The organism is Dasania marina DSM 21967 (assembly GCF_000373485.1).
GTDB classification, from domain to species: domain Bacteria; phylum Pseudomonadota; class Gammaproteobacteria; order Pseudomonadales; family Dasaniaceae; genus Dasania; species Dasania marina.
Map to the genome: position 1 here is coordinate 634,364 of NZ_KB891575.1, position 23,525 is coordinate 657,888.

Consider the following 23,525-nt stretch of genomic DNA (forward strand, 5'->3'; position numbering starts at 1 on the left):
TCCGTATATTTATGCCCATACCTATATAGTTACATCTGCCTATAAAACTTTCATTATCCTCAAACAAGAAGGCGCAGACTTCCACTTACCTATTACCACCACCCTCCTAGCTTTTATCCTTTTCTTACCACTTAAAGCTTACAACTTACCGCTGCTGAGCGCCCCGCGCTCAGCTTAATGCGCCTCATCCCAATTATCCCCAAACCCCACATCCGCAATCAGCGGCACATCTAATTTAGCCGCCTCAGCCATAAGCGCCACCACACCATCACACAGCGCAGCCATATCACCTTCGGCAACTTCAAACACTAATTCATCGTGTACTTGCATAATCATGCGGGCTTGTAAGCCCGACTCGGGTAACCAGGCTTGCACTTGCACCATGGCTTTTTTGATGATGTCGGCGGCGGTGCCTTGCATGGGGGCGTTGATGGCGGTGCGTTCGGCGGCTTGGCGGCGCATGCCGTTGGAGGCGTTGATTTCGGGTAAATATAAACGCCTGCCGAATAGGGTTTCTACATAGCCTTTTTCGGCGGCCTGCTCGCGGGTGTTTTCCATGTACTGCAACACGCCGGGGTATTTGGCGAAGTAGGCATCCATATAGTCCTGCGCTTCGTTGCGGCCTATGTTGAGTTGCTTACCTAAGCCAAAGGCCGACATGCCGTAAATTAAACCAAAGTTTATCGCCTTAGCGCTGCGGCGTTGCTCGCCCGACACTTGCTCTAGTGGCACGCCAAACACTTCTGATGCGGTGGCTTTGTGCACATCCAAACCTTTTGAAAACGCGTCTAGCAAGCCTTTATCTTGCGAGAGGTGGGCCATAATGCGCAGCTCTATTTGCGAGTAATCGGCGGCGACTATTTTATTGCCCGGCCCGGCGATAAAGGCCTGCCTAACGCGGCGGCCTTCGTCGCTGCGTATGGGGATGTTTTGTAGGTTGGGGTCAGATGAGGATAAACGGCCGGTGGCGGTTACTGCCTGATGGTAGGAGGTGTGTATGCGGCCGGTGCGTGGGTTGATCATCTCCGGTAGTTTATCGGTGTAGGTGGACTTGAGTTTGCTTAGGCCGCGGTGCTCCATTAATAACTTGGGCAGCGGGTAATCTAAGGCCAACTCGGCCAGCACTTCCTCGGCGGTAGAGGGCGCGCCTTTGGGGGTTTTTTTAATAACGGGTATGGCTAGCTTTTCAAATAAGATGCGGCCCAGTTGTTTAGGCGAGCCTAGGTTAAATTCTTCACCGGCTAACTCAAAGGCTTCGCGCTCTAGTTCGGTGAGGCGGGCGCTAATCTCTGCGCTTTGTTGGCCCAGTAGCTCGCGGCTGACTAGGGCGCCGTTCATTTCTATATCGGATAGCACCGCTACTAGGGGCAGCTCTATGTCTTCGAATACCGATTTTAGGCTGGGCTCGCGCGCTAGCCGTGGCCACAGGGTTTGGTGCAGGCGCAGGGTAATGTCGGCATCTTCGGCGGCGTAGGGCCCGGCTTGCTCTAACTCTATTTGGTTAAAGGTAATTTGCTTGGCGCCCTTACCGGCTATGTCTTCAAAGTGTATGGTTTTGTGGTCTAGATAAAACGAGGCCAGGTCGTCCATATTGTGGCGGCTGGCGGTGGAGTTAAGCACATAGGATTCCAGCATGGTGTCAAAGGCTATGCCCTGTAGCTTAATGCCGTGGTTGGCCAATACCGACCTATCGTATTTTAGGTTTTGCCCTACTTTGGCCTTATTGGCGTCTTCTAATAGCGGCTTGAGCTTGGCCAGCACTAACGCTTGGCTAAGCTGCTCGGGCACGCCTAAGTAGTCGTGGCCAAAGGGTACGTAGGCGGCCTTGCCTACTTCTACCGCAAAGCTCACCCCTACTAGCTTGGCCTCCATATAATTGAGGCTGGTGGTTTCGGTATCAAAGGCGAATAAGTCGGCGGCCTGTAAGCGGGCCAGCCACTCATCCAGCTGCGCCTCGGTGAGCACGGTTTGGTAATCCACTTCGGCCACCGCCGCTACCGCGCTATCGACACCGCCGCCCTCTTTGAGAGGTTGGCTGTATTCATCCATCCAGCCTTTAAATTCTAGCTCGGTAAACAGGGCCAGTAAGGCCTCGCGGTCTTCTGGGTGCATCACTAAATCTTGCGGGCCCTGCTCTAGCTCTACATCTAGCTTAATGGTGGCCAACTCATAGGATAACAACGCCAGCTCGCGGTTGGCCGCTAGCTTTTCGTGCATTTTTTTAGCGCCGCGAAAGTCTAAATCTGCCACTTTATCGAGGTTGTTGTAGATGTTCTCTAGGCTGCCCAAGCCCTGTAATAAGGCCAAGGCGGTTTTTTCGCCCACGCCGGGTACGCCGGGGATGTTGTCTACTTTGTCGCCCATGAGCGCTAAGTAGTCGATGATGAGCTCTGGGGGTATGCCAAACTTTTCTTTAACGCCCTCCACGTCCATCACGGTTTCGGTCATGGTGTTGACTAGGGTGACATGCTGGTTAACCAGCTGCGCCATATCTTTATCGCCGGTGGATAACACCACATCTATACCCTGATCGGTGGCCTGCTGCGCTAGGGTGCCCATCACGTCATCGGCTTCTACCCCTTCTATTACCAGCAGCGGCATGCCCATGGCTTTTACAATATTATGAATAGGCTCTATTTGCGGGCGCATGTCATCGGGCATGGGGGGGCGCTGCGCTTTGTACTCGCTGTAAATCTCGTCCCTAAAGGTTTTGCCCTTGGCATCAAATATCACCACTATGCTGCTACCGGGGTAATCTTGTACTAACCGGCGCAACATACTGGTTACGCCCCTAATGGCCCCTACAGGCTCACCTTTAGAGGTGCGTAAGTCGGCTTTATACATGGCGTGAAAGGCGCGATATAAGTAAGAGGAGCCATCAACAAGAACAAGCGGGGCAGTAGGGCTTTGAGACATGGTTTTAATTCGCAACAAGAAGTTAATTAACGCCCAGCCAAGCAACAAAGGCAGAGCAGAGCTATAGTTATAGATAGGGGTGCGCTACAGTAGCATCGCTACTTTTTAACAGCAATCGCCAAACATAAAGCAATGATAAAGGAGTAAATGCATGGCTGTTTACACCGTGCTAGACCGAGAAGAGATAGAGGCCTACATCGCCCCCTTCGGCATAGGCCCGCTAGTGAATTATAAAGGCATAGCCGAGGGTATCACCAACACCAATTATTTAATCACCACCGATCAATCCGAGTTTGGCAGCGAGCTGCAAACCGAACCGCTGCATCAGTTTGTGCTCACCTTATTTGAAGCACAAAACTTAGACGATTTACAATTTTACACCAAGCTCACCACCCTGCTTAACCTCAAAGGCTTACCCGTGCCCTGCCCCGAGCGTGACAGTGACGGCGTGAGCTTAAAATACTTACAAGGTAAACCCGCACTACTCATACCGAAAGTACCGGGGCTACACCAAATGCAACCCAACCCGGCACAATGCCAAGAACTGGGCGCAACCCTAGCCAACATCCATCGCGCCTGTATGGATGCCAATTTACAGCACCAAGGCCCGCGCTCAGTGGAGTGGCTGGTAGCTGCCGCCGCCGAACTCAACCCGCATTTAGAAGACGCCGACCAAAAATTACTCAACGATGAAATTAGCCACTTTGTTAATTTGCACAACAGCAACCTCAACCTACCCCGCTGCGTAATACACGGTGATGTGTTTAGAGATAACGCGTTATTTGTAGGCGGGCGACTAGCGGGCATTATTAATTTTTTTAGTGCCAGCGATGGTTATTTAATATACGACTTGGCGGTGGTAGCCAATGATTGGTGCTCGCAGCATGACGGCAGCTTAAACCACGATAACTGTGACGCCCTACTCGCCGGCTATGAAAAAAATCGCCCGCTCAGCGACGATGAAAAAAGCGTATGGAATGATTTTTTACGTATCGCCGCGGTGCGCTTTTGGGTGACTCGCTTATTAATTAAACTCGACCCCGGCGAGCATCATCGCCCCGGCGGCTTAATGGAAATTAAAGATCCGCAGGAATATAAGAATATTTTGATGCAGCGTCTTTACCCTAGTGATGATTAAGGGAAGTTATCCGCTATAAGGCTGGCGCTTGTAGCACTGCAAAACATGGATCCCAAATCAAGTTTGGGATGACAGGGTGCTTCGATTAAGTCATCGCCCTACTCTGCGTCATTCCGGGCCACGACCCGGAATCCACACTAACTACGCCAATCTAAAATTATTATTTAATAAATCCTTATCAACGTATTTGCCGAGCTTGCTACTTCTAGCACTGCAAAATATGGATCCCAAATCAAGTTTGGGATGACAGGGTGCTTCGATTAAGTCATCGCAAGCGCTTCGCTCATGGGGTAGGTCATACCGGCCTTGCGCCGGTATCCATGGGTTAGTGCTACCGCTCAATTTTTGGTTGGGTAATTGATGATTCTATAAAGCTACGCTGTTTCGGATTATTACTTTACGGCTAGTTATTGGTTTCTTAGCTTTCTGGATTCCGGCGCAAGGCCGGAAGGACGATTGGCAATCGTATGACTTAAAACCACTGCTGTCATACCGGCCTTCGAGCCGGTATCCATGGCCTTTCACTTTGTTACTAATTTTGTAGCTTTATGGATTCCGGCTTGTGGCCGGAAGGACGGTATGACGTGAAAATTAAAACTGTTGATTACCATTAACTCTTTATAATTCTTGGCACTTTTAAATGCCTACAACTTTCTCGCCCCAGGTTTCACCACCGGAATAATATGGGTGGACTTCACCTCTTCCATTACCGCATAGGTATGGGTTTGCGCTACCCCCTCTATGGCGGCCAGTTTTTCGCCTAAAAAATGTCTATAGCTTTGCATGTTTTCGGTGCGTATTTTAATTAAATAATCAAAACCACCGGCCACCATCACACACTCCACCACTTCATCCAAGTCGCGCATTTTCTGATTAAATTTGTTTAAGTCTTCGGTGGCGGTGCGTTTTAATGACACTTCTATATACGCCACCAAGGCGGCATCTAATAACTCGGGGTTAAGGTGGGCCACGTACTCTTTAATATAGCCGCGTTTTTCTAAGCGCCTAACCCGCTCTAAACAGGGCGAAGGGCTAAGGTGTACTAACTCCGCTAAGTCACAATTGGCGATTTTGCCGTTGCGTTGCAAGGTATCAAGAATTTTTTGATCGATGCGATCTAGTTGTTTTTCGGTTTTACTCATGGCTATAACCCTACTCCTATAAATAGCCCGCCGCTTAATAGCCCTAGGGGTATTAAGCAATAAACATGATTCACTAGAGTAACGGCTAAGCTGCCATTTAAGCTACGGCTTAATTACCCATAAACCCTATTTTGTATTGAAAATATAGCGTACTTCCAAAGCACATGCTGCGCCATTTTACCTACCATCTGCCCATACAAATAGCGCTATCCGAACCTATTTATTCAGCCTATCCATACAGCTATGCCTGTAAACGCCATGTTAAGGGAACGTTTTATGCAACTGCCCAGCACTATCGACACCAGCAACGCGCTACGCAACCGCATACGCCAGTATTATCGCTACGATGAAGCCCTGGTAGTCACTGACTTACTGCCACTAGCTACGCTTACTAGCCCCGCGCAGCAGCGCGTTAATCAACAGGCATTAACCCTAGCCCAGCAGGTGCGTCTGGCTGCCCAAAAAGGCGGCCACATACAAAACCTGCTCAATCAATATTCGCTCTCCACTAACGAGGGCATAGTTTTAATGTGCCTAGCCGAAGCCTTGCTGCGGGTGCCCGATAGCATCAGCGCTGACCGCCTAATACGCGACAAACTGTGCAGCGGTGATTGGCACGCTCACCTAGGCAAAAGTGCCTCCTTTTTTGTTAATGCCTCCGCCTGGGGTTTATTACTATCGGGCCAAGTGGTGCGCTTTAAAGCTGATGATCAACAACAGCATTTCAATACCCTGCAAAATACAGTAGCAAGACTGGGTGAGCCGGTAATACGGCTAGCTATGCGTCAGGCCATGGGTATTATGGGCAACCAATTTGTGCTGGGTCGTACTATTGCCGAAGCCAGCAAACGCGCCGCCAAACTAGAGGCCAAGGGCTATCGCTACTCCTATGACATGCTGGGTGAAGCGGCCCGCACCATGGCCGATGCCGACAACTATTTTAAAGCCTACCAAACCGCCATTGAGCATATAGGAGCCACCACTAAGGGCCGCGATATTTACAAGAGCGCCGGCATCTCAGTAAAACTCTCAGCTATACACCCCCGTTATGAGTTGTTAAAAAGCGATCGGGTCATGGACGAGTTAGTTAGCCGCCTTAAAGCCTTGGCCATAATGGCAAAAGACTGCGACATAGGTTTTACCATTGATGCCGAAGAGGCCGACCGCTTAGATATTTCACTGGATGTTATTGAAGCCGTATTCACCGCGCCCGAGCTAGCTGGCTGGGAAGGTTTTGGATTAGTGGTGCAGGCTTACCAAAAACGCGCCCTGCCGGTATTGCAGTGGGTAATAGACCTAAGCAAAAGAACCGGCAAAAAAATGATGCTGCGTTTAGTTAAAGGCGCTTATTGGGACAGCGAAATAAAAATCGCGCAAGTCGATGGCCTAGATGGCTACCCGGTGTTTACCCGCAAAGCCGCTACCGATGTAAGCTACCAAGCCTGCGCCGGCTTATTGCTGGATAACCGCGATGCAATCTACCCCCAGTTTGCCACGCACAACGCCTACTCGGTGGCCTATATTTTAGAGCGCGCCTCACAAGGCAAAAACGGCAGCTTAAGTGGTTTTGAATTTCAGCGCCTGCACGGCATGGGCGATGGCCTATACGACGATATTATCAGCCAGATACCTGTACGCAACTACGCCCCGGTAGGCGAACACAAAAGCCTGCTCGCCTACTTAGTGCGCCGCCTGTTAGAAAACGGTGCAAACTCCTCGTTTGTAAACAGTATTGTCGACGACGAGGTGCCATTAAGCTCGCTGGTACAAGACCCCATAACCAAAGTACGCAGCTGGTCGCAAATCCCCAACCCCCATATTCCTTTGCCCATAAACTTATATGGCGACGAGCGTAGCAACTCCCACGGTATTGATTTAAGCGATATACCACGCCTGCAAAGCTTGGCCAACAACAGCCAAGAGTGGGCGCAGCAACATAGTAAAACCGCCGCTGACTTCAACCTCGCAGATGAGTCTTTAGCGGTATCAAGCAGCCCCACGGATACACGTAATTTTTTAGGCGCCGTGCCGCGCAGCTCGTCCCAGCAGCTAAGCCTAGCGTTAGATCAAGCCACCACCGTGTATCAACAATGGTCCAAGGTTGCCGTGGCCGAACGCGCCAACTGCCTAGAGCGCTTGGCCGATAAACTAGAACAGCACATGGATGAGTTTATCGCCCTGTGTACTTTTGAAGCGGGCAAGATAGCTGCCGATGGCGTAGCCGAGGTGCGCGAGGCGGTAGATTTTTGTCGCTACTATGCTGTGCAGGCTCGTAAAGCCTGTGGCCCCCATCCACAATGGGGCGAACACGGCCAGCTGCAGTCACGTGGCGTAGTGCTGTGCATCAGCCCTTGGAATTTTCCACTGGCGATTTTCTTAGGCCAAGTCACCGCCGCCTTAGCCGCGGGTAATACCGTGCTGGCCAAACCTGCCGACACTACGTGCTTAATCGCCGCCCGCGCCATAGCACTCATGGCCGAGTGTGGCTTCCCCGATAATGTGGTGCAGCTCATCGTCACGCCTGGCCCACAAGTCGGCAAACTATTACTACCCGACCCGCGTATAGCCGCCGTCATGTTTACCGGCTCTACCGGTGTAGGCGAATGGATAGCCCATAAGCTGGCCGAACGCAGCGGCCCACGCATACCCTTAATCGCCGAAACCGGCGGCCAAAACTGCATGATAGTGGACTCCACCGCTTTACCCGAACAAGTGGTAGACGACGTTATCGCCTCTGGTTTTCAAAGTGCTGGCCAACGCTGCTCGGCCTTGCGGGTATTATTTTTACAGGAAGAAATCGCCGACGACATTATCGAAATGATTATCGGTGCCATGCAAGAGCTACACATAGGCGACCCCAATAATTTGCACACCGACATAGGCCCGGTTATCGATAACAAAGCCTTATCGGCCTTACAACAACACGATCACTATTTACAAAGCGATGCCGTCAAAGACAAAGCCAAATTACTGTATCAATGCGAGCTTAGCGACGAATGCCAACACGGTACTTTTTTTGCGCCACGACTTTACCAAATAGATAGCATCAATGTATTACAGCAAGAAGTGTTTGGCCCAGTTGTGCATGTAGTGCGCTACCAAGCCAATCAATTTGAACAAGCCTTGGCCGATATTAACAGCACCGGTTTTGGTTTAACTGCAGGTATACACAGCCGCATACAAAGCAGCGCCGAAAAAGCGGTTAAGCATATTAACGCCGGTAATATTTATATTAACCGTAATACCATAGGTGCCATCGTAGGGGTGCAACCCTTTGGTGGCCACGGCCTATCAGGCACCGGGCCCAAAGCTGGCGGCCCGGCTTATGTTTATCGCTTAACTCAACAAGCTGCTGAGAATACTAGCGCTAACGATAATACCGCGCCTAACTTATCGGCCTTAGCTGTAGGTGCTCAGCAACAAGAAAACCAAAACTTTTTAATGCTAGCGTCAAACAGCATCAACACAGCTAGTGATACCGTTAGCCAGCGCGCAGAAAAAGTTCGCCACTTAATAGATTTATTACTGGCCGATAACCCCTTAAATTTATCGCCGCTATTTAGCCAGCATATCAATGTTATGGCCGAAGAGGCGCTAGCTAACCAAGCACAGGCTATCACCCTGCCTGGCCCTACTGGTGAACTCAACCAACTGCACATAGAAAAGCGCGGCAATTTACTGTGCCTGCAATTGGGCGATCACTATTTAGAAGATGGGCTACGCCAAGTTGCTGCCGCCATTTTATGCGGTAACCGTGTTGTGCAGCTTAGTGATAATGCTTTCGACATTAGCCCCTATATACAACAAGCGGGCCTGCAAGGGTTTTACCAGCGCGACAGTGTTAACAGCGAGCAACAACTACTGGCATTGCTATTAGCACCACACTGCCACGGCGTGGCTGTTGCGGGCTCAGCAGCGTTGCAACAACATGTCGATACGCTATTAAGCCAACGCAGCGGTGCCTTACTGCCTTTAATTAGCGAACGCCATGGCCCCAATATGATGCAGCGCTTTGTATTGGAAAAAGTTGTGTCTAACAACACCACAGCATCAGGTGGCAACGCCTCCTTATTAGCCATGAGTGATGATTAACAGCATGAGCCATAACATGAGCCAGAACAAGAACCAGAACATGAACTACAGCCACGCTATATCACCTCGCAAGCCCAATAACTTTCATAGCTATAACATGCTGGGGTTTTACCATAAGTTTTCTCAACTGCGCTCAGACTATTGGGCGCGGCTAAAAGAACAGCTTACCCGTATTAACTCCGGCAAACTTAGCCCGCTTGAATACCGGGTGGCGCGGCGTAGTATTTTTGCCACCATGACCTTGCTCAATAATATAGAGGAATATTCCGCCTTTCCCTCTAAAAAAGACTTTTCGTATTTATGGGCCTTACTGCGTAAAAAAGATTTTGAAAATCTTAGCAGCGCTGTGCATTTAATCGAACGTTCCTTGGTTAACGATGCTTATCATCACAAAGCAGTAGACCTAGGCCAGCCCGCCACCCTTAATAGCCACAGCACTGGCCAGGTATTTCAACACAACGACAATAGTGGCCAGGAAGATACGCGCCCCTATTTTGAAGTTTTAGTGGTAGATGCCTTTCACAGCAGCGAAGATGAAGAACAAATACGGGCCACGTTTTTAGACCTGCGCCACGAAGATGACAAATACATTTACAATATAGTCACCGTGCGAAGCTTTGAAGATGCCTTAATCGCGGTGTTAATTAATCGCAATATACAATCCTGCATTATTCGCTATGGCTTCGATATACGTTCAAAAAACCACTACGATATATTTGAGCACTTCTCATTAAACGTAAGCGAAACCGAGTTACATAAGCTTAGCCAAACCCAACTCAGTATTATGCTGGGTGAAAAAATAAAGCATATACGGCCAGAAATTGATTTGTTTTTAGTAACCGCTGACCGGGTAGAAGAAACCGCCAGCCTAGACGCCGACAACTTTCGCCGCAGTTTTTACCGCGAGCCTGGCAATATAGAACATCACGGTAGTATTTTAGCGGGCATACACGAGCGCTATCAAACGCCTTTTTTTACCGCCTTAAAAGAATACGCCCGTAAACCTACTGGTGTATTTCATGCCATGCCGCTCTCTAGAGGTAAGTCCATCAACTACTCGCGGTGGACCAAAGACTTTAGTAATTTTTACGGCAAGAATATATTTTTAGCTGAAACCTCAGCCACCAGTGGCGGCTTAGATTCGCTATTACAACCCCGCGGCCCCATTAAACACGCCCAGCAATTAGCCGCCCGCGCCTTTGGCGCACAAGAAACCTACTTTGTAACCAACGGCACTTCTACCGCCAATAAAATTGTTGTGCAAACTTTGGTTAAACCTGGTGATGTGGTGCTTATCGATAGAGACTGCCACAAGTCACATCATTACGGCATGGTTATGATGGGTGCACAGGTTTCTTATTTAGATTCTTACCCGCTCAATGAATTCTCAATTTATGGCGCGGTACCCTTAGCGACTATTAAACGTAAGCTATTAGAATACAAGCAAGCCGGCCGTTTACATGAGGTTAAGCTACTAATACTCACCAACTGCACCTTTGATGGCATTGTCTATAACGTACAGCAGGTTATGGAAGAGTGTTTAGCGATTAAGCCTGATTTGATTTTTATTTGGGATGAAGCCTGGTTTGCCTTTGCTGCCTTTAACCCCAGCTATCGTACCCGCAGCGCTATGTATGCCGCCAAGCAATTACAAGAAAAATACAGCAGCGCTAGCTACCAAACAGAATATCAACAGTTTGTAGCAAAACAGCAAGCACACGATGGCGAACCCAGTATCGACAGCTTAGTTGCGCAAAAGCTATTACCCGACCCCGCCAAGGTTCGGCTGCGGGTTTATGCCACACAATCTACCCATAAAACCCTAACCTCTATGCGGCAGGGCTCTATGATTCATATACATGATCAGGACTTCAGAAAAAAAGCCCGCGGCGCATTTAATGAAGCCTATATGACCCACACCACCACTTCGCCTAACTATCAAATACTGGCGTCATTGGATGTAGGCCGTCGCCAGGTAGAATTAGAAGGCTATGAGTTAGTACACAAGCAATTAGAAACTGCCTTTAATTTGCGCGAACAAATATCTGCCAGCCCACTATTATCAAAATACTTTAGGGTATTAAAAAATAAAGATCTCATCCCCGAACAATATAGAGTCTCAGGCGTAGAAAGCTTTTACGACCCTAAAACTGGCTGGAGCCGTATGGAAGAAGCCTGGCAACAAGATGAGTTTGTACTAGACCCCAGCCGCGTCACCTTACATATAGGCCATGCAGGCATAGATGGTGATACCTTTAAAAACACCTATCTAATGAACAAGTACGGCATACAAATAAATAAAACCTCACGTAACACCGTTTTATTTATGACCAACATAGGTACCTCGCGCAGTTCGGTGACGTTTTTATTAGAAGTGTTAGTCAAGCTGGCCAGGAAAATTAAACGCAATATAGAGGGCTTTGACAGCGCCGAGCAATTACTGCATCAACGCTGTGTACACTCATTAACCCATGAGCACCCACCGCTGCCGGACTTTAGCTGCTTTCATCCCTGTTTTAAAACTAAGCACCAGCATTCACCCGATGGTGATATACGCCGCGCTTTTTTTATGAGCTATGAAGAAGACAACTGCGAATACCTGCGCTTTGATAACCAAGATTTACAAAATGCCATAGCCGCCGGTAGGCAGGTGGTTTCTGCGCACTTTGTTACTCCTTATCCGCCGGGCTTTCCAGTATTGGTGCCGGGGCAAGTGGTTAGCAAAGATATTTTAGACTTTTTATTGAAGTTAGATGTCACCGAAATTCACGGCTATCAGCCGGAATTAGGTATAAAGATTTTTACAGATGACGTATTAGTTAACCACGAGGAGTTAACCGGATGAAAAGCAGCGATAGCAAGAATACCAAGGCCAACAAGCAGGCTCAGCATAATGCTGAGCCTGCCAATAACATAGCGACTGACTTTGATTGTTTAAAACTGAATAAGCAGCCGCCGACTAGCGACAAGCCAAAAGATAGAAATAGAAATGATGAGGGTGATAGTTTTTTAAAGGGCTATAACTAAATAGCCCAGCACTCAGCAACACACAGTAATAATTACACTAAACCCGCTAGACGGGTTAAGTTAACCGCTCCGGTTTCAGTCATTAAAATATTATCTTCTATACGTATGCCGCCCCAAGGTTTTAAGGCGGTTACGGCATCCCAGTTTATGGCCGCGCCGCGCGCATCTTGTTGCGCTTGCTGCAATATCGGCTCTATAAAATATAAACCTGGTTCTATGGTAAAAACCTGATTGGCCTCTATGCTGCGTGTTAAACGTAAATAAGGGTGCGCCTGCGGTGCTTTTAATTCGCCACCTTGTGGGTCGGTTAACCAACCGCCTCGGTCGTGCACTTGTATACCCAAGTAATGGCCTAGGCCGTGAGGGAAAAATACCGAAGTCACGCCCTGCGCTAACAAGCTGTCTACACTGCCCTGCACTAATGTAAACTCTAATAATATCGCCGCCAAGGCACGGTGTGCTTGTATATGCACATCCACATAGCTTAAGCCTACCGCCAATGACGCCACCAAGTTTTGTTGCAAGCTATGCATGGCGATAATTAAATCGGCAAACACGCCGGGCTGGTAGGCATAGCTGCGGCTAATATCGGCGGCATAACCCGCCACGCTAACACCCGCATCTATTAAAAAGGATTTAGGGCTGGCCGGTTGTTGCCGCGACTTATGGGGGTAATGCAATACCGCCGCATGTTCATTTAGGGCAATTATGCTGTTATAGGGCTGGTCATTGTCTAATTGCTGGGTGGCTTGCAAATAGGCCATATGTATTTGGTATTCAGATTCACCGCGGTAAAACGCCTCGGCTGCCGCCCGGTGGCCCAACACCGCCGCTTCATTAGCCTGCCGTATGCAGGCCTGCTCATAATCACTTTTATAAGCGCGGTAGTAATCTATAGCCGTTAACAAGCTTTCACAGTTAGTCGTGCAGTTTGTTAAGTTTTTTATACACGCCTGCGCAGGGCCTATATAAGCGATTTTTTCTTCGTTGCTAGCTAACCATTGCGGTAACTCTTTTGGATGGTCAAAGCTAACAACCTCAAAAGCCTGCTGCACTAGCGCATCATCTAAGGGCGCGGGCTGGTGCCAAATATCTTCGGGGAAGTAATATAATAAAGTGGGCTTGCTTGCTTGGCAATCGATAATCAGCCACGAGCCTGCAGCCTCTACTAGATTTAACCAGCTGGCAAAATACGGATTAAGTTTAAAGGGGTAATCGCCATCATCGCGAAAGTGATAGTTAATATCCCCGGCAGCAATAAGCAGCCGGCCATAACCTTGCTCACTTAATAATTGGCAAGTCTGGCTAAACTGTTGCTGTATATGCTGAAGATACTGCTGGGATAAACTGCTGGGGACCACATCACACCTCTAATGCTTACTTATGTTTTTTGCTACTGTTTGTTGCTTTCTGCTTTTTTATTGACTGCCCGTTAGATTATTCCGGGTTGCGCCATTCCAAGCCATCTAAGGGGTAGCCTGAAAACCACATGGGCTCATCCAGTACAAAATAACTGGTTATTTTTCCTATGCCTAAGGGGCTTTGCAATAAGTTATCGCAGAGCTCATTGAAATCGGCAATGGTGGAACAAACTACAAAAGCAATATAATTGATTTCACCATTCACGCGCAGGCAATCGCAAAACTCTGGGTATTTCTTAACACCCTTTTCAAAGACACTAAAATCCTGATAGCCCTGGTTTTTTAAGGTGATATGCAAATAAGCTTTAACATTAATACACAGCTTGTTGATATCTACCGCCATCACATACTGCAAAATGTAGGCTGACTCCTCTAAAGCTTTTACTCGCTGCAGGCAGGCACTGGGGGAAAGCCCTATACGTTCGGCCAGCTCATTGTTGCTAATACGCGCATTGCCCTGTAACTCTTTTAAAATATTACGGTTAATGCGGTCCATCTTAATTGGTTTTTTTGACATCAAGGTCTCCCGGTTTAGCGCTTAGTCGCTAAACGATAACACTCTAGCTAAGCTTAGTATGGCGCAATATCACCCTAAAGGCGGCGGATTGCATTGCACTATTCCGTAATTACTGCGGTTAGCGCAGGGCACTTCAAAAAATAATTTTTGCGCTTTCTAGGACAATAGATGGATACGATAATAGATTGCTACGGCAATAATAGTTCGTATTCCTTACTCTGTAACCCGCTCTATTAAGGCCATGCTATGTCTTTATCTACCGCCACCACTCCTAAGGTCACTATAGAAACCCCGCTAGGCCCCATTATTGTGGAGCTATACCCACAACAGGCCCCACTAACCGTGGCCAACTTTTTACAGTATTGCCAGCAGGGTTTGTTTGCTAACAGCAGTTTTTTTCGCATTGTTAACGAGCACAACGCCCAACAAGCCGAAGACGCCAACGCAAGTATACAAGTGATACAAGGTGGTTTGGCGCCCGGTGATAAGCGCTTACTACCCCCCATCGCCCACGAAAGCACAGAGCAAACAGGACTATTGCACGAAGACGGAGTGATTTCTATGGCACGCTTTGAGCCAGGCACCGCCGATGGCAGTTTCTTTTTTTGTATAGGTGAGCAACCAGCGCTGAATTTTGCCGGCAAGCGCTACGCCGATGGCCTAGGCTTTGCTGCCTTTGGCCGCATTATTAGCGGCCGCCAAGTATTAGAAGCTATTTATCACTTAGCGGAAGACGAAGAATATTTAAAAGATGAGATTTCGATAATCAGTATTTATCAAATATAAAACCCTAAGCGGCTTAGCCGCTTAGGGTGAACCTCCTTGTTCAACATAGCCATCACGCCTGCTCGCCGCTAAACCGTGCTTAAGCCTTACCGTAGATTTTTTCAGCTAACTCAGCACTGATATAGCCGTTGCGTATATCTTCTTGCACTAAAGCCGGCGCGCGTTTTTTAGCGTCGCCCCAACCCGCCCCAGTACCGGTAACCAGCCGCACGGTATCGCCCTGCTTAACCGCTACCCGGCTACCCTTACTAAACTGCTGTAGTACTTGGCCATCTCTTAATACTTGGGCGTAGTTGCAAGAGCCCACATCGCCGCCGTCTATGCCCCAGGGTGGCGTTTTGCCGCGACCAAAAAAAGTGGAGATTTCGGCATCGCCCGATATCGCTTTGTAATCTAACACCACGCCTTTGCCGCCGCGGTGCTCACCGGTACCGGCACCGGCGTCATGATCATTAAAAGCGTATTGCTCTACCCGCACGCCGTAGCGCGCCTCGGTGATTTCTACCGGTATGTTGCGGGTTTCGCCATTGCCTACACAAAACTGGCCACTCTCGCCGTCTTTATCCACCCCTGCGCCCCAGCCGCCCAACAAGGGCTGCACTAATAAATAACTATCGCCTTGGCTGTTTTTACCCGACATCACCATAGAGCATACCGAACCATACTCACCAGCCTGCAACACGCCGGGCATGGCGGTGCATAGCGCCTTGCGCATCACGTCGGCGGCATACACCATGGTTTCAAAATACGACGATACCGGTGCTGGTTTTTGCACCGTACATAGTGTGCCCTCGGGGCATATCACTTCTATGCAACGAAAGCAGCCATCGGTAGCGGGCACGCCGGGGTCGGCTATACCCATAAAGACTTCCCTAGCCGAAGATACCAACGCCCCCCTGGGCATATTAATACCGCCGGGCACTTGCGGGCTGGTGCCGGTAAAGTCGACAATAAATTTACTATCGGTAATAGTGACTTTTACTTGTATATGAAAAGGGCCATTGCCCAAGCCATCTTCATCAATAATATCGTCGGCATAAAATTCACCGCGGGGCAGTTTTTTAAACTGCTCGGCTACCATGGCTTCGCCGTGGTCCAATAATTGGGTAATCGAATTTTGCACCGTGTCTAAGCTATATTTTTCTATTAAGCTCAGCAGGCGGCGTTCGCCCACTTGCAACGATGCCGAACAGGCCCATAGGTCGCCCAAGGTCATATCGGGCAAACGCACATTGGCGCGTATCATTTCTAAGATAGCGTCATTGGCTACGCCCTTAGCAAACACTTTAATACCGGGAAACTGTAAACCCTCTTGGTAAATCTCTGAGGCATCGGCGCTAAAACTGCCGGGGTCTTTGCCGCCTATTTCGGTCCAGTGGGCTTTGTTGGCGGTCCAGGCAATTAGCTCGCCCTTGTAAAAAACTGGCTTAACCATAGAGACATCGGATAAGTGTGTGCCGCCGCCAGAGTAAGGGTCGTTAATAATAAAAACATCGCCCTCATCTATGCTTCTGTTTTCATACTTAGCCAGTATGGCTTTTACCGCGCCATCTAAGGTGCCGATAAAGCCTGGTATGCCATTACCTTGAGCGATAAGGCAGCCTGTGGCATCGGTAATGCCTATGCCGTAATCCAAAGCCTCATAAATAATGGGGCTCATGCTAGAGCGCTTTAGCGCTAAAAACATTTCTTCGCCTATCGCCACCAAGGAGTTTTTAACTATCTCTATGGTAAAAATATCGTTAGTTGCCTTGTTCATATCTACACCTACTTACTGAATTCATTTATGGCTGCATCTATCATTGACTATGCATTTACCTGTATGTGTAAGCCGCCAAACTTATCTAAGGTTACCCGGTTATTGGGTAGCACCACGGTGGTGGTGGTGCTCTCTTCGATAATGGCAGGGCCGGTAATTAACATGCCCGGCAATAATTTTTCTCGCTGATAAATTGCTGCTTGATGTACGCCAGCCACATCGTAATCCACTTCACGTTGGCCTACGTAGGCGCTGCTAGCATCTTCACTAGGTGCCTGCAGCAAGCTTTGTAATTCGGATTTTTCTACCAAGCCATAGGCCACCAAGTGTACGTTAACCACTTCTATGGCTACGTCTAAGCGATAGGTGTAGGCCTTTTCATGCACTTGGTGAAAGCTTTGAATAATGGCGTTTAAATCTAGCTGGCTATTTTTGTTAAAGGGTACTTTTACAGTGTGCTCTTGGCCTTTATAGCGGGCATCAATGTAATGCTCAAAGCGTACTTTTTCGGCGCCGAAGTCATCGGCTAAATAATCTTCATAGGCCTGCTGCTCTTGTTGGCCAAAGGCATTCAGTAAATCGTCTTTGGCGTTTTCACTTAAGGGCAGAATTTGGGTTTGGATATAATCCCGGCGCAGGTCTAGCATTAACATGCCGTAGGCAGAAAACACTCCAGCATGGGGCGGGATGATAACTTTGGGTATGCTCAATTCGGCCGCTAACTCAACCGCATGCATAGCACCGCCACCACCAAAGGCCATCAGTGAAAAATCACGGGGGTCGTAGCCTTTGTTAATTGAAATTAATTTTAGGGCGTTAACCATATTGGCATTGGCAATTTGTAATACGCCTCGGGCAACCGCTTGCGCATCCACCCCTAAATGCTCACCCAGCCCAGTAAAAGCTTCGCGCACTGCCTGCATGTCGGGACTAATGTCGCCATTGGCGAAACTTTGCGGGTTAATGCGGCCAGTCACTAAATTAGCATCGGTGGTGGTAGGCGCACTGCCGCCACGACCATAGGCTACTGGCCCGGGGGTAGAACCTGCACTCTGCGGCCCTACGTGCAAACTGCCGGCGGCATCTATCCAGGCGATGCTACCGCCGCCATTACCAATTTCGACGATGTCTATTACCGGCGTTTTTATCGGGTAGCCGCTACTTTTGGCGGTTTTTTCTATTACGTACTCGGTGGTGATGGCGGTTTGGCCCTGATGTATTAGCGAGCACTTAGCGGTAGTACCGCCTATATCCAAGGCCAATACATTATTTTCGTCGATTAAATTGCCATAGGCAGCGGCACCTAAGATACCGCCCACCGGGCCAGACTCAATTAAGCTGATGGGGTTGGCCTTGGCGGCGGCGGTAGTTGCTATGCCGCCATTGGATTGCATAATAAACGGCGCACGGCTAAGGCCGTTTTCGGCCAGCTTGCTTTGCAGGCGATCGAGGTAAGCTTGGGTAGGCGGCAACACATAGGCCGATAACACCGTGGTATTGCTGCGCTCATACTCGCGCCACTCCCGTGAAATATGGTGTGAGGCTATAACCGCCACTTCTGGCCACTGCTGTTTAATGGCGGCGACCACTTGCTGCTCATGGCTGGGGTTGGCATAAGCATGTAAAAAACAAACCGCTATGGCCTCTACGCCCTCTTGCTGATACAGCGCAATAATATCGGCTAAGTTCTCTAGATTCACCGGTTCCACTTCGGCACCGCTGTAATCTAGGCGGCCAGCAACTTCACAGCGTAAATAACGCGGCACAAAGGGCTTGGGTTTTTGGTAGTAGTTGTTAAAAATATCGGGGGTATCGCCGCGGGCAATTTCCAGCACATCGCGAAAGCCCTTAGTGGTAATTAGGCCGGTTTTAACACCTTTGCGCTCGGTTAAGGAGTTGATAACTACGGTAGTGCCGTGGGCAAAGAAATCGATAGTTTCACAATTCAGCTCGGCCTTGGCGGCGGCATTTAATACCCCTTGTTCGAAATTGGGGTATACCGTGTCGCTTTTGATGGTGCGTATGGTCCCCTCTTCTACATACACTAAATCGGTAAAGGTGCCACCAACATCTGTCGCTACTCTAACTGTCATACTGCCTCCAGACTCTTTACTACTGCACTAACGAGCTGCGCGGTTAATATCTATGGTTAAATTATCAGTTAATGACCAAATATTGTTTTGAATAACCCTTAGATCAGGAAATATCGAATCAATTTGCCAGCACAATTTGTCGCTATTTTTGGCAAGCGGTTTATTCGTGCATTTTTATTACCTTTTCCTCTATTACAGGCAGGTTGTTATCTAAATCGTGCACAAAATAATGCTCTAACAACGACTAAGCTCATAGTTTTATAACTAGCTAATAGAGCGTTTTGTTAACAACGCTAAAGGCGTCACGGCAATAAAGCACAAGGCCATCGATAAAATAGCCATGGCATTAATACCAAAATAGCCATAATCGCTAACCAATAAGGAGCCAATAATAGGCCCCAACACAAAACCCAAGCCCACAACAGTTTGCGCCGCGCTAATATATTTTCCGGTTTTATCCGCGTCAGATATCAAAGCAAATAATCTTGCCCCTATAACACTCCAGAAAAAATTAAACACTAATAGCGTCACGATAAAGAACATGCCTTTCTGTATATCGTTAAATAGCCATAAACAGGCGATTAAAATAAGCGAAGAGACGAATAACAAACTGTGCCTAGCGCCCCACTTGCCCAGCAATGCAAAGAATACTGCGCCACTTAAACCACCTAGCAAAGCAATAGATAAAGCTTTGGACACATAAGCTAGCGTGAGCCCGCTATCTGTGGCCATAAATGATAAATAGGCCCACACACCGCCTATGCAAACATAAAATAATAACAAGCCCAGTAAAGCCAAAATAATATAACGCGCAGCGACTGGCGCAGATGGTGTTATAGACGGTTCCCCTACCCCTTCGTTCTCGGCTGCAGCCCGAGGTAATTTTTTGATAAACAACAAAGGCAAAGCATAAAATGCGGCCATCAATAAAAATACACCCGATAGCTGCCACGACTCATAAGCCAAAGGCACAATTAATAAACCCACCGCTTGCACGGCGACGATAACCGCGGTGTAAATGCCAAACCAGCGATTGGTGTTAGCCGTCATGCCCACCGCACTCACCCCCACCGCTACTAGCAAACCTTCGCCTATACCGGTGATAACGCGAATTAAGCACAGCAAGGTAAAATCTTGCACCACCGCTGATAACAAATTACCGGCTACGGTAATCACCACACCCGCCAAGCTAACGGTGTGAAAATTTAACTTTTTTACCCACAGCGAAAATAACAAAGTGGCTAACGCCAAGCCACAGGCATCGGTAGCCGCAAACAAGCCCACCTGCCTCTCGCTTAAGCCTAGGGTTGCTGCTGCCACTTCTAAATAAATAGGTAGGAATAATAAAACCGCATAGCCTATAGGCGCGGTGATAATGCCGCTGATGCCGTAGCTCATGTCATAGTTCTTATCATTGTTTTGCAAGCTTGTGGTATTAACCATGCCTTATGCTCTCCTGATTCATTTTCTTATTACTCATCACTAGGATAACCGCATAGAAAAAAGCTTGATACAAAAAAGCCCTGCATTGTCACAACAAATACAGGGCCAAGGGGAATTTACCTTAGATTAAAAGTCATAAGAAGCTTGTACGCCTATTTGGCGAGGCTGGTTACGCATTCTAATTAAAGGGTTATAGCTATACACCGTTTCTGGGGCATCCTCATCGCTAAGATTATTAGCGAATAATAGCAGTGACCAAGTATCCGTTTCTAAACCTAAACTCGCATTAAAAAAGGTATGGGTATCTGACTCGCCAGTATCATCATTAAAAATATCATAGCTTAGCGGCCCTAAAGTGTTAAAGGCTAAGCGCGCTTTGAAGTCCATGTTGTTGTCAACCGGCTTAAGATAGCTAATAGCACCATTGAGATTAAAATCAGCAACATAAGGCATGGTATCGCCTTCGCTTAGGGCCAAGTCTTTACCGGTTAATATATCGGTACCGGTGTTTTTAACAATCTCATTGTCTATATAGCCAGCACCCAACGACAGCTGGATAGTTTCGCTGGCTTTGGCGGTAATTTCTATTTCCAAACCTTTAATTTCAACTTCATCTACGTTCAAGTTTTCTAAGGTTAAGGTGTTACCGTTAAAACGGGTGAACTGTGCGTCTTGCTGCTCTATGTAAAACGCGGCCATGTTAAGCAACAGGCGGCCATCCATCCAGGTAGTTTTTGCGCCAATTTCAAAGGTATCTGAAATTTCTTCGTCGTAGTCGCGTACCACGAAAGGTGAATACTCGTTAAAGCCGCCTGACCTAAAGCCTTTTGAATAGGTTGCTGATAACAAAGCATCATCACTGGCCTGCCATGCTATAGACGCTTTTGGCTGTATTTCGCTATAGGTTTCTTTAGCTTTTGACAGCTGTGGCGCGCGCTCATCGTAAGCCTCACGCGTTTCTGAGTCGTAACGCAAAGCAAATGTAAAATCTATAACATCGCTTACAGCATAATTAGTTTGGCCAAATACAGCGTAGGCTTCGGTGTCTTGCACGGTGCGCTCACCGGCAAATACCAAGCTGGGGTCTACCGGCGTGTTATGGGTGACGCGCTCGGTGGGTTGCAGGTCAAAAATAGTATCAAACTCTACGGTTCTATCACGAGTTTCATAAAACACACCTAACGACCAATCTAAAGGGCCATCGCTATAAGAGGTATAACGGCTTTCTATATTAATAGAGTCTTCGTTTATAGGGTTAGACTGCATACTAGGAAAGAAAAAGTTTTCGGCTGAGGCATCGGCATGGCCAAAGTCGGCATCCGAGAAAAAGGTAATATCGGCATCATTCCACCCGGCAATAAAGGTAAAATCACCGCCATCCATTTCGTAATCATATTTAGCCGATAACGTTTGTAATGTTGACTCATCCCTACCCACTACATTGGGTTGGGCTTCTATATCAAAATTTTCTAAATCATCTTTTTCTATAGAGGCTAAATAATTACTGCCTTGTACTACATCCGAATAGCGGCCATTCAAGGTTAAGCTAGACACATCAGACATATTAAATTTCAACATACCCTGAAAACCGTAGGCGCCGTTGATATAGTCCACCTCTTCACCGAGATAGTCATTATCGATTAGGCCGTCAAAATCGCGGTAGTTACCCGACACACGAAAATATACTTTATCTTCAACTAGCGGACCGCTTAACGATCCCGATATTTTCTTGTCATTACCTTCGGCATACGAGGCTTGCACCCTACCCTCTAACTCATCAGATGGCTGCTTGGTGACTATATTAACCGCCCCGCCTATAGCATTTTTACCGTATAAAGCGCCCTGTGGCCCGCGTAAAACTTCTATGCTTTCTATCTCTTGTAGGCCCTGGTTAATAAACTCAAGGTTGGGTACGGTCACACCATCAACCACAAAGGCCAAAGGCGCTTCACCCACCTGCGGGGTAATTAAGCCGCGTATGGTGACAAAATTTAAGCCCGAGCGAAAACTGGTAGCAACCGTAAGGTTGGGGGTTAGCGCAGAAAAATCTTTAATGGTGGTAATGCGGGCATCGCGTATTTGCGCCTCATTAAACACGGTAACTGAATCGGGTATGTCTTGTAAGTTTTCAGCACGCTTACGGGCACTGACTATCATCTCTTCTAATATCAGGTTGTTACTGCTAACACTTTGCGCCTGCGCACTAGTTGTGCAATTAATCACAACAGCAGCAGCTAAAGCTAGCGGTATTGGCCTAAGTCTGGGGGATACTTTCATGGTTCGTTCCTCTGGTTATTATGTTTAAACAATTATTGCCCGCAGGTTTAGGGCCTGCCCTACAACAACTTTCGCTGTGGTTATAGCCTACCCCCAAGGCTTAAAAAAACCGCTGCTATTTACCCCCTAACAACCGCAATATATTTTGTATTAGCCTACGAATATGAAAATAGTGTAGCGAACACCCCGCCCTACTCCATTACGTTTTAATCAGCCAAAAAAAAACGGCCTGCTAAGAGGCCGTTTTTTACTAATTATTTTTTGCTAAGCTTTTTACTTAGCACTGCTTACTCGTGTTGTTTTATTTCTGGCTGCGACGAGCAACGCCCAAGCCAATTAAGCCTATGGCTAATAAAATAATAGAGCCTGGCTCGGGTACGGTAATATTAATATCGGCACCACAACCATTGAAGGTAGTACAAGAAGAGCCTCGGTCATCCCATGTAATAAAGGCAGTTGCAGAGGCCCAAGACCAAGAATCCGCATTGGGCAGCCACACTTGATTAACTAAATCGATATCACCTATATCAAATAAGCTACTTAAGCTAATGCTCAAAGTACCTGCAGAAGAAGTTCCCCCTGCAGAAAACGCTGTTAGCTCATCAAAGCGTAAAAAACCATCGGCATCGGCATCAACACCACTTAACGTACCGGTGTAGCTGCGATCACCGCCCCAACCAAAGCCAAACTCTGCCTGTATCAGGCCAGCAAAAGCATTGGGTGCTGCAGCGCTAATTATTACTGCGACAAGCAAAGCTTTTAAATAATTGTTCATCTATAACTCCAAAATTACGACAACGGCTACTGCGTTTCTACAGTTATATATACACTAATCAAGCCAATCTTAATAAATAGTTTAAAATCAATAGTTTAAGTTTGTTTTTTGGATATACAAATCAGTGAAATGTAAATTT

At 47.7% G+C, this 23,525-nt stretch carries 14 protein-coding genes; 5 read left to right on the top strand and 9 right to left on the bottom strand.

Features of this window, described 5'->3' with window-relative positions; genetic code table 11:
- Positions 1-174: 174 nt before the first annotated feature.
- Positions 175-2,916, bottom strand: a complete 2,742-nt coding sequence (gene polA / locus B067_RS19540) for a DNA polymerase I (protein ID WP_019528561.1) — start codon at positions 2,914-2,916, stop codon at positions 175-177.
- Between the two features lie 151 nt (positions 2,917-3,067).
- Between polA and B067_RS0102950 the strand changes: the two genes are divergently transcribed.
- On the top strand, positions 3,068-4,054 hold the full coding sequence (locus tag B067_RS0102950; RefSeq protein WP_019528562.1) for a homoserine kinase: 987 nt from the start codon (positions 3,068-3,070) through the stop codon (positions 4,052-4,054).
- Between the two features lie 644 nt (positions 4,055-4,698).
- On the opposite strand, the gene B067_RS0102955 is transcribed toward B067_RS0102950, so the two are convergent.
- A complete protein-coding gene (locus tag B067_RS0102955; RefSeq protein WP_019528563.1) occupies positions 4,699-5,196 on the bottom strand; it encodes an Lrp/AsnC ligand binding domain-containing protein in 498 nt (165 codons plus the stop codon).
- Between the two features lie 276 nt (positions 5,197-5,472).
- On the opposite strand from B067_RS0102955, the gene putA reads away from it, so the two are divergent.
- Genes putA through B067_RS0102970 form a run of 3 tightly spaced genes read left to right on the top strand, consistent with a single transcriptional unit; the run spans position 5,473 to position 12,315 of the window.
- A complete protein-coding gene (gene putA / locus B067_RS0102960) occupies positions 5,473-9,288 on the top strand; it encodes a bifunctional proline dehydrogenase/L-glutamate gamma-semialdehyde dehydrogenase PutA (protein ID WP_026244368.1) in 3,816 nt (1,271 codons plus the stop codon).
- A 16-nt stretch (positions 9,289-9,304) separates the two neighbouring features.
- Positions 9,305-12,133: an aminotransferase class I/II-fold pyridoxal phosphate-dependent enzyme gene (locus B067_RS0102965; protein ID WP_205619933.1), complete on the top strand. Its 2,829-nt coding sequence runs from the start codon at positions 9,305-9,307 to the stop codon at positions 12,131-12,133.
- Positions 12,130-12,315 carry a hypothetical protein gene (locus B067_RS0102970; RefSeq protein ID WP_019528566.1) on the top strand — a complete coding sequence of 62 codons (186 nt, stop codon included), beginning with the start codon at positions 12,130-12,132 and terminating at the stop codon, positions 12,313-12,315. The genes B067_RS0102965 and B067_RS0102970 overlap by 4 nt, the downstream gene beginning before the upstream one ends.
- A 32-nt stretch (positions 12,316-12,347) precedes the next feature.
- Here B067_RS0102970 and pepQ read toward each other — a convergent pair whose 3' ends face one another.
- Both pepQ and B067_RS0102980 read right to left on the bottom strand, forming a co-directional pair.
- Positions 12,348-13,676: a Xaa-Pro dipeptidase gene (gene pepQ / locus B067_RS0102975; RefSeq protein ID WP_019528567.1), complete on the bottom strand. Its 1,329-nt coding sequence runs from the start codon at positions 13,674-13,676 to the stop codon at positions 12,348-12,350.
- A 76-nt stretch (positions 13,677-13,752) separates the two neighbouring features.
- Positions 13,753-14,253 (bottom strand): Lrp/AsnC family transcriptional regulator, encoded by a 501-nt coding sequence (locus B067_RS0102980; RefSeq protein ID WP_035801155.1) that lies wholly within the window; start codon positions 14,251-14,253, stop codon positions 13,753-13,755.
- A 246-nt stretch (positions 14,254-14,499) separates the two neighbouring features.
- On the opposite strand from B067_RS0102980, the gene B067_RS0102985 reads away from it, so the two are divergent.
- Complete coding sequence (locus B067_RS0102985; RefSeq protein ID WP_019528569.1) at positions 14,500-15,039, top strand: peptidylprolyl isomerase; 540 nt, start codon at positions 14,500-14,502, stop codon at positions 15,037-15,039.
- A gap of 79 nt (positions 15,040-15,118) precedes the next feature.
- Here the strand turns inward: B067_RS0102985 and B067_RS0102990 are convergent, their stop codons facing one another.
- From B067_RS0102990 to B067_RS0103010, 5 genes are all read right to left on the bottom strand, one after another.
- Positions 15,119-16,798 (bottom strand): hydantoinase B/oxoprolinase family protein, encoded by a 1,680-nt coding sequence (locus B067_RS0102990; RefSeq protein WP_019528570.1) that lies wholly within the window; start codon positions 16,796-16,798, stop codon positions 15,119-15,121.
- Between the two features lie 47 nt (positions 16,799-16,845).
- Positions 16,846-18,891: a hydantoinase/oxoprolinase family protein gene (locus B067_RS0102995; protein WP_019528571.1), complete on the bottom strand. Its 2,046-nt coding sequence runs from the start codon at positions 18,889-18,891 to the stop codon at positions 16,846-16,848.
- 264 nt (positions 18,892-19,155) lie between these two features.
- Positions 19,156-20,334, bottom strand: coding sequence for an MFS transporter (locus B067_RS0103000; RefSeq protein WP_019528572.1), 1,179 nt, complete (start codon positions 20,332-20,334; stop codon positions 19,156-19,158).
- A gap of 126 nt (positions 20,335-20,460) precedes the next feature.
- Complete coding sequence (locus tag B067_RS0103005) at positions 20,461-22,611, bottom strand: TonB-dependent receptor (protein WP_019528573.1); 2,151 nt, start codon at positions 22,609-22,611, stop codon at positions 20,461-20,463.
- Positions 22,612-22,912: 301 nt separating this feature from the next.
- The gene (locus B067_RS0103010) at positions 22,913-23,386 is read right to left on the bottom strand and encodes a PEP-CTERM sorting domain-containing protein (RefSeq protein ID WP_019528574.1); all 474 of its coding nucleotides are present in this window, start codon (positions 23,384-23,386) and stop codon (positions 22,913-22,915) included.
- Positions 23,387-23,525 lie beyond the last annotated feature (139 nt).

Bases quoted from the DNA above. Each gene is read 5' to 3' on its own strand.
- polA (WP_019528561.1), bottom strand. From the start codon at position 2,916: ATGTCTCAAAGCCCTACTGCCCCGCTTGTTCTTGTTGATGGCTCCTCT.
- B067_RS0102950 (WP_019528562.1), top strand. From the start codon at position 3,068: ATGGCTGTTTACACCGTGCTAGACCGAGAAGAGATAGAGGCCTACATC.
- B067_RS0102955 (WP_019528563.1), bottom strand. From the start codon at position 5,196: ATGAGTAAAACCGAAAAACAACTAGATCGCATCGATCAAAAAATTCTT.
- putA (WP_026244368.1), top strand. From the start codon at position 5,473: ATGCAACTGCCCAGCACTATCGACACCAGCAACGCGCTACGCAACCGC.
- B067_RS0102965 (WP_205619933.1), top strand. From the start codon at position 9,305: ATGAGCCAGAACAAGAACCAGAACATGAACTACAGCCACGCTATATCA.
- B067_RS0102970 (WP_019528566.1), top strand. From the start codon at position 12,130: ATGAAAAGCAGCGATAGCAAGAATACCAAGGCCAACAAGCAGGCTCAG.
- B067_RS0102980 (WP_035801155.1), bottom strand. From the start codon at position 14,253: ATGTCAAAAAAACCAATTAAGATGGACCGCATTAACCGTAATATTTTA.
- B067_RS0102985 (WP_019528569.1), top strand. From the start codon at position 14,500: ATGTCTTTATCTACCGCCACCACTCCTAAGGTCACTATAGAAACCCCG.
- B067_RS0102990 (WP_019528570.1), bottom strand. From the start codon at position 16,798: ATGAACAAGGCAACTAACGATATTTTTACCATAGAGATAGTTAAAAAC.
- B067_RS0102995 (WP_019528571.1), bottom strand. From the start codon at position 18,891: ATGACAGTTAGAGTAGCGACAGATGTTGGTGGCACCTTTACCGATTTA.
- B067_RS0103000 (WP_019528572.1), bottom strand. From the start codon at position 20,334: ATGGTTAATACCACAAGCTTGCAAAACAATGATAAGAACTATGACATG.
- B067_RS0103005 (WP_019528573.1), bottom strand. From the start codon at position 22,611: ATGAAAGTATCCCCCAGACTTAGGCCAATACCGCTAGCTTTAGCTGCT.
- B067_RS0103010 (WP_019528574.1), bottom strand. From the start codon at position 23,386: ATGAACAATTATTTAAAAGCTTTGCTTGTCGCAGTAATAATTAGCGCT.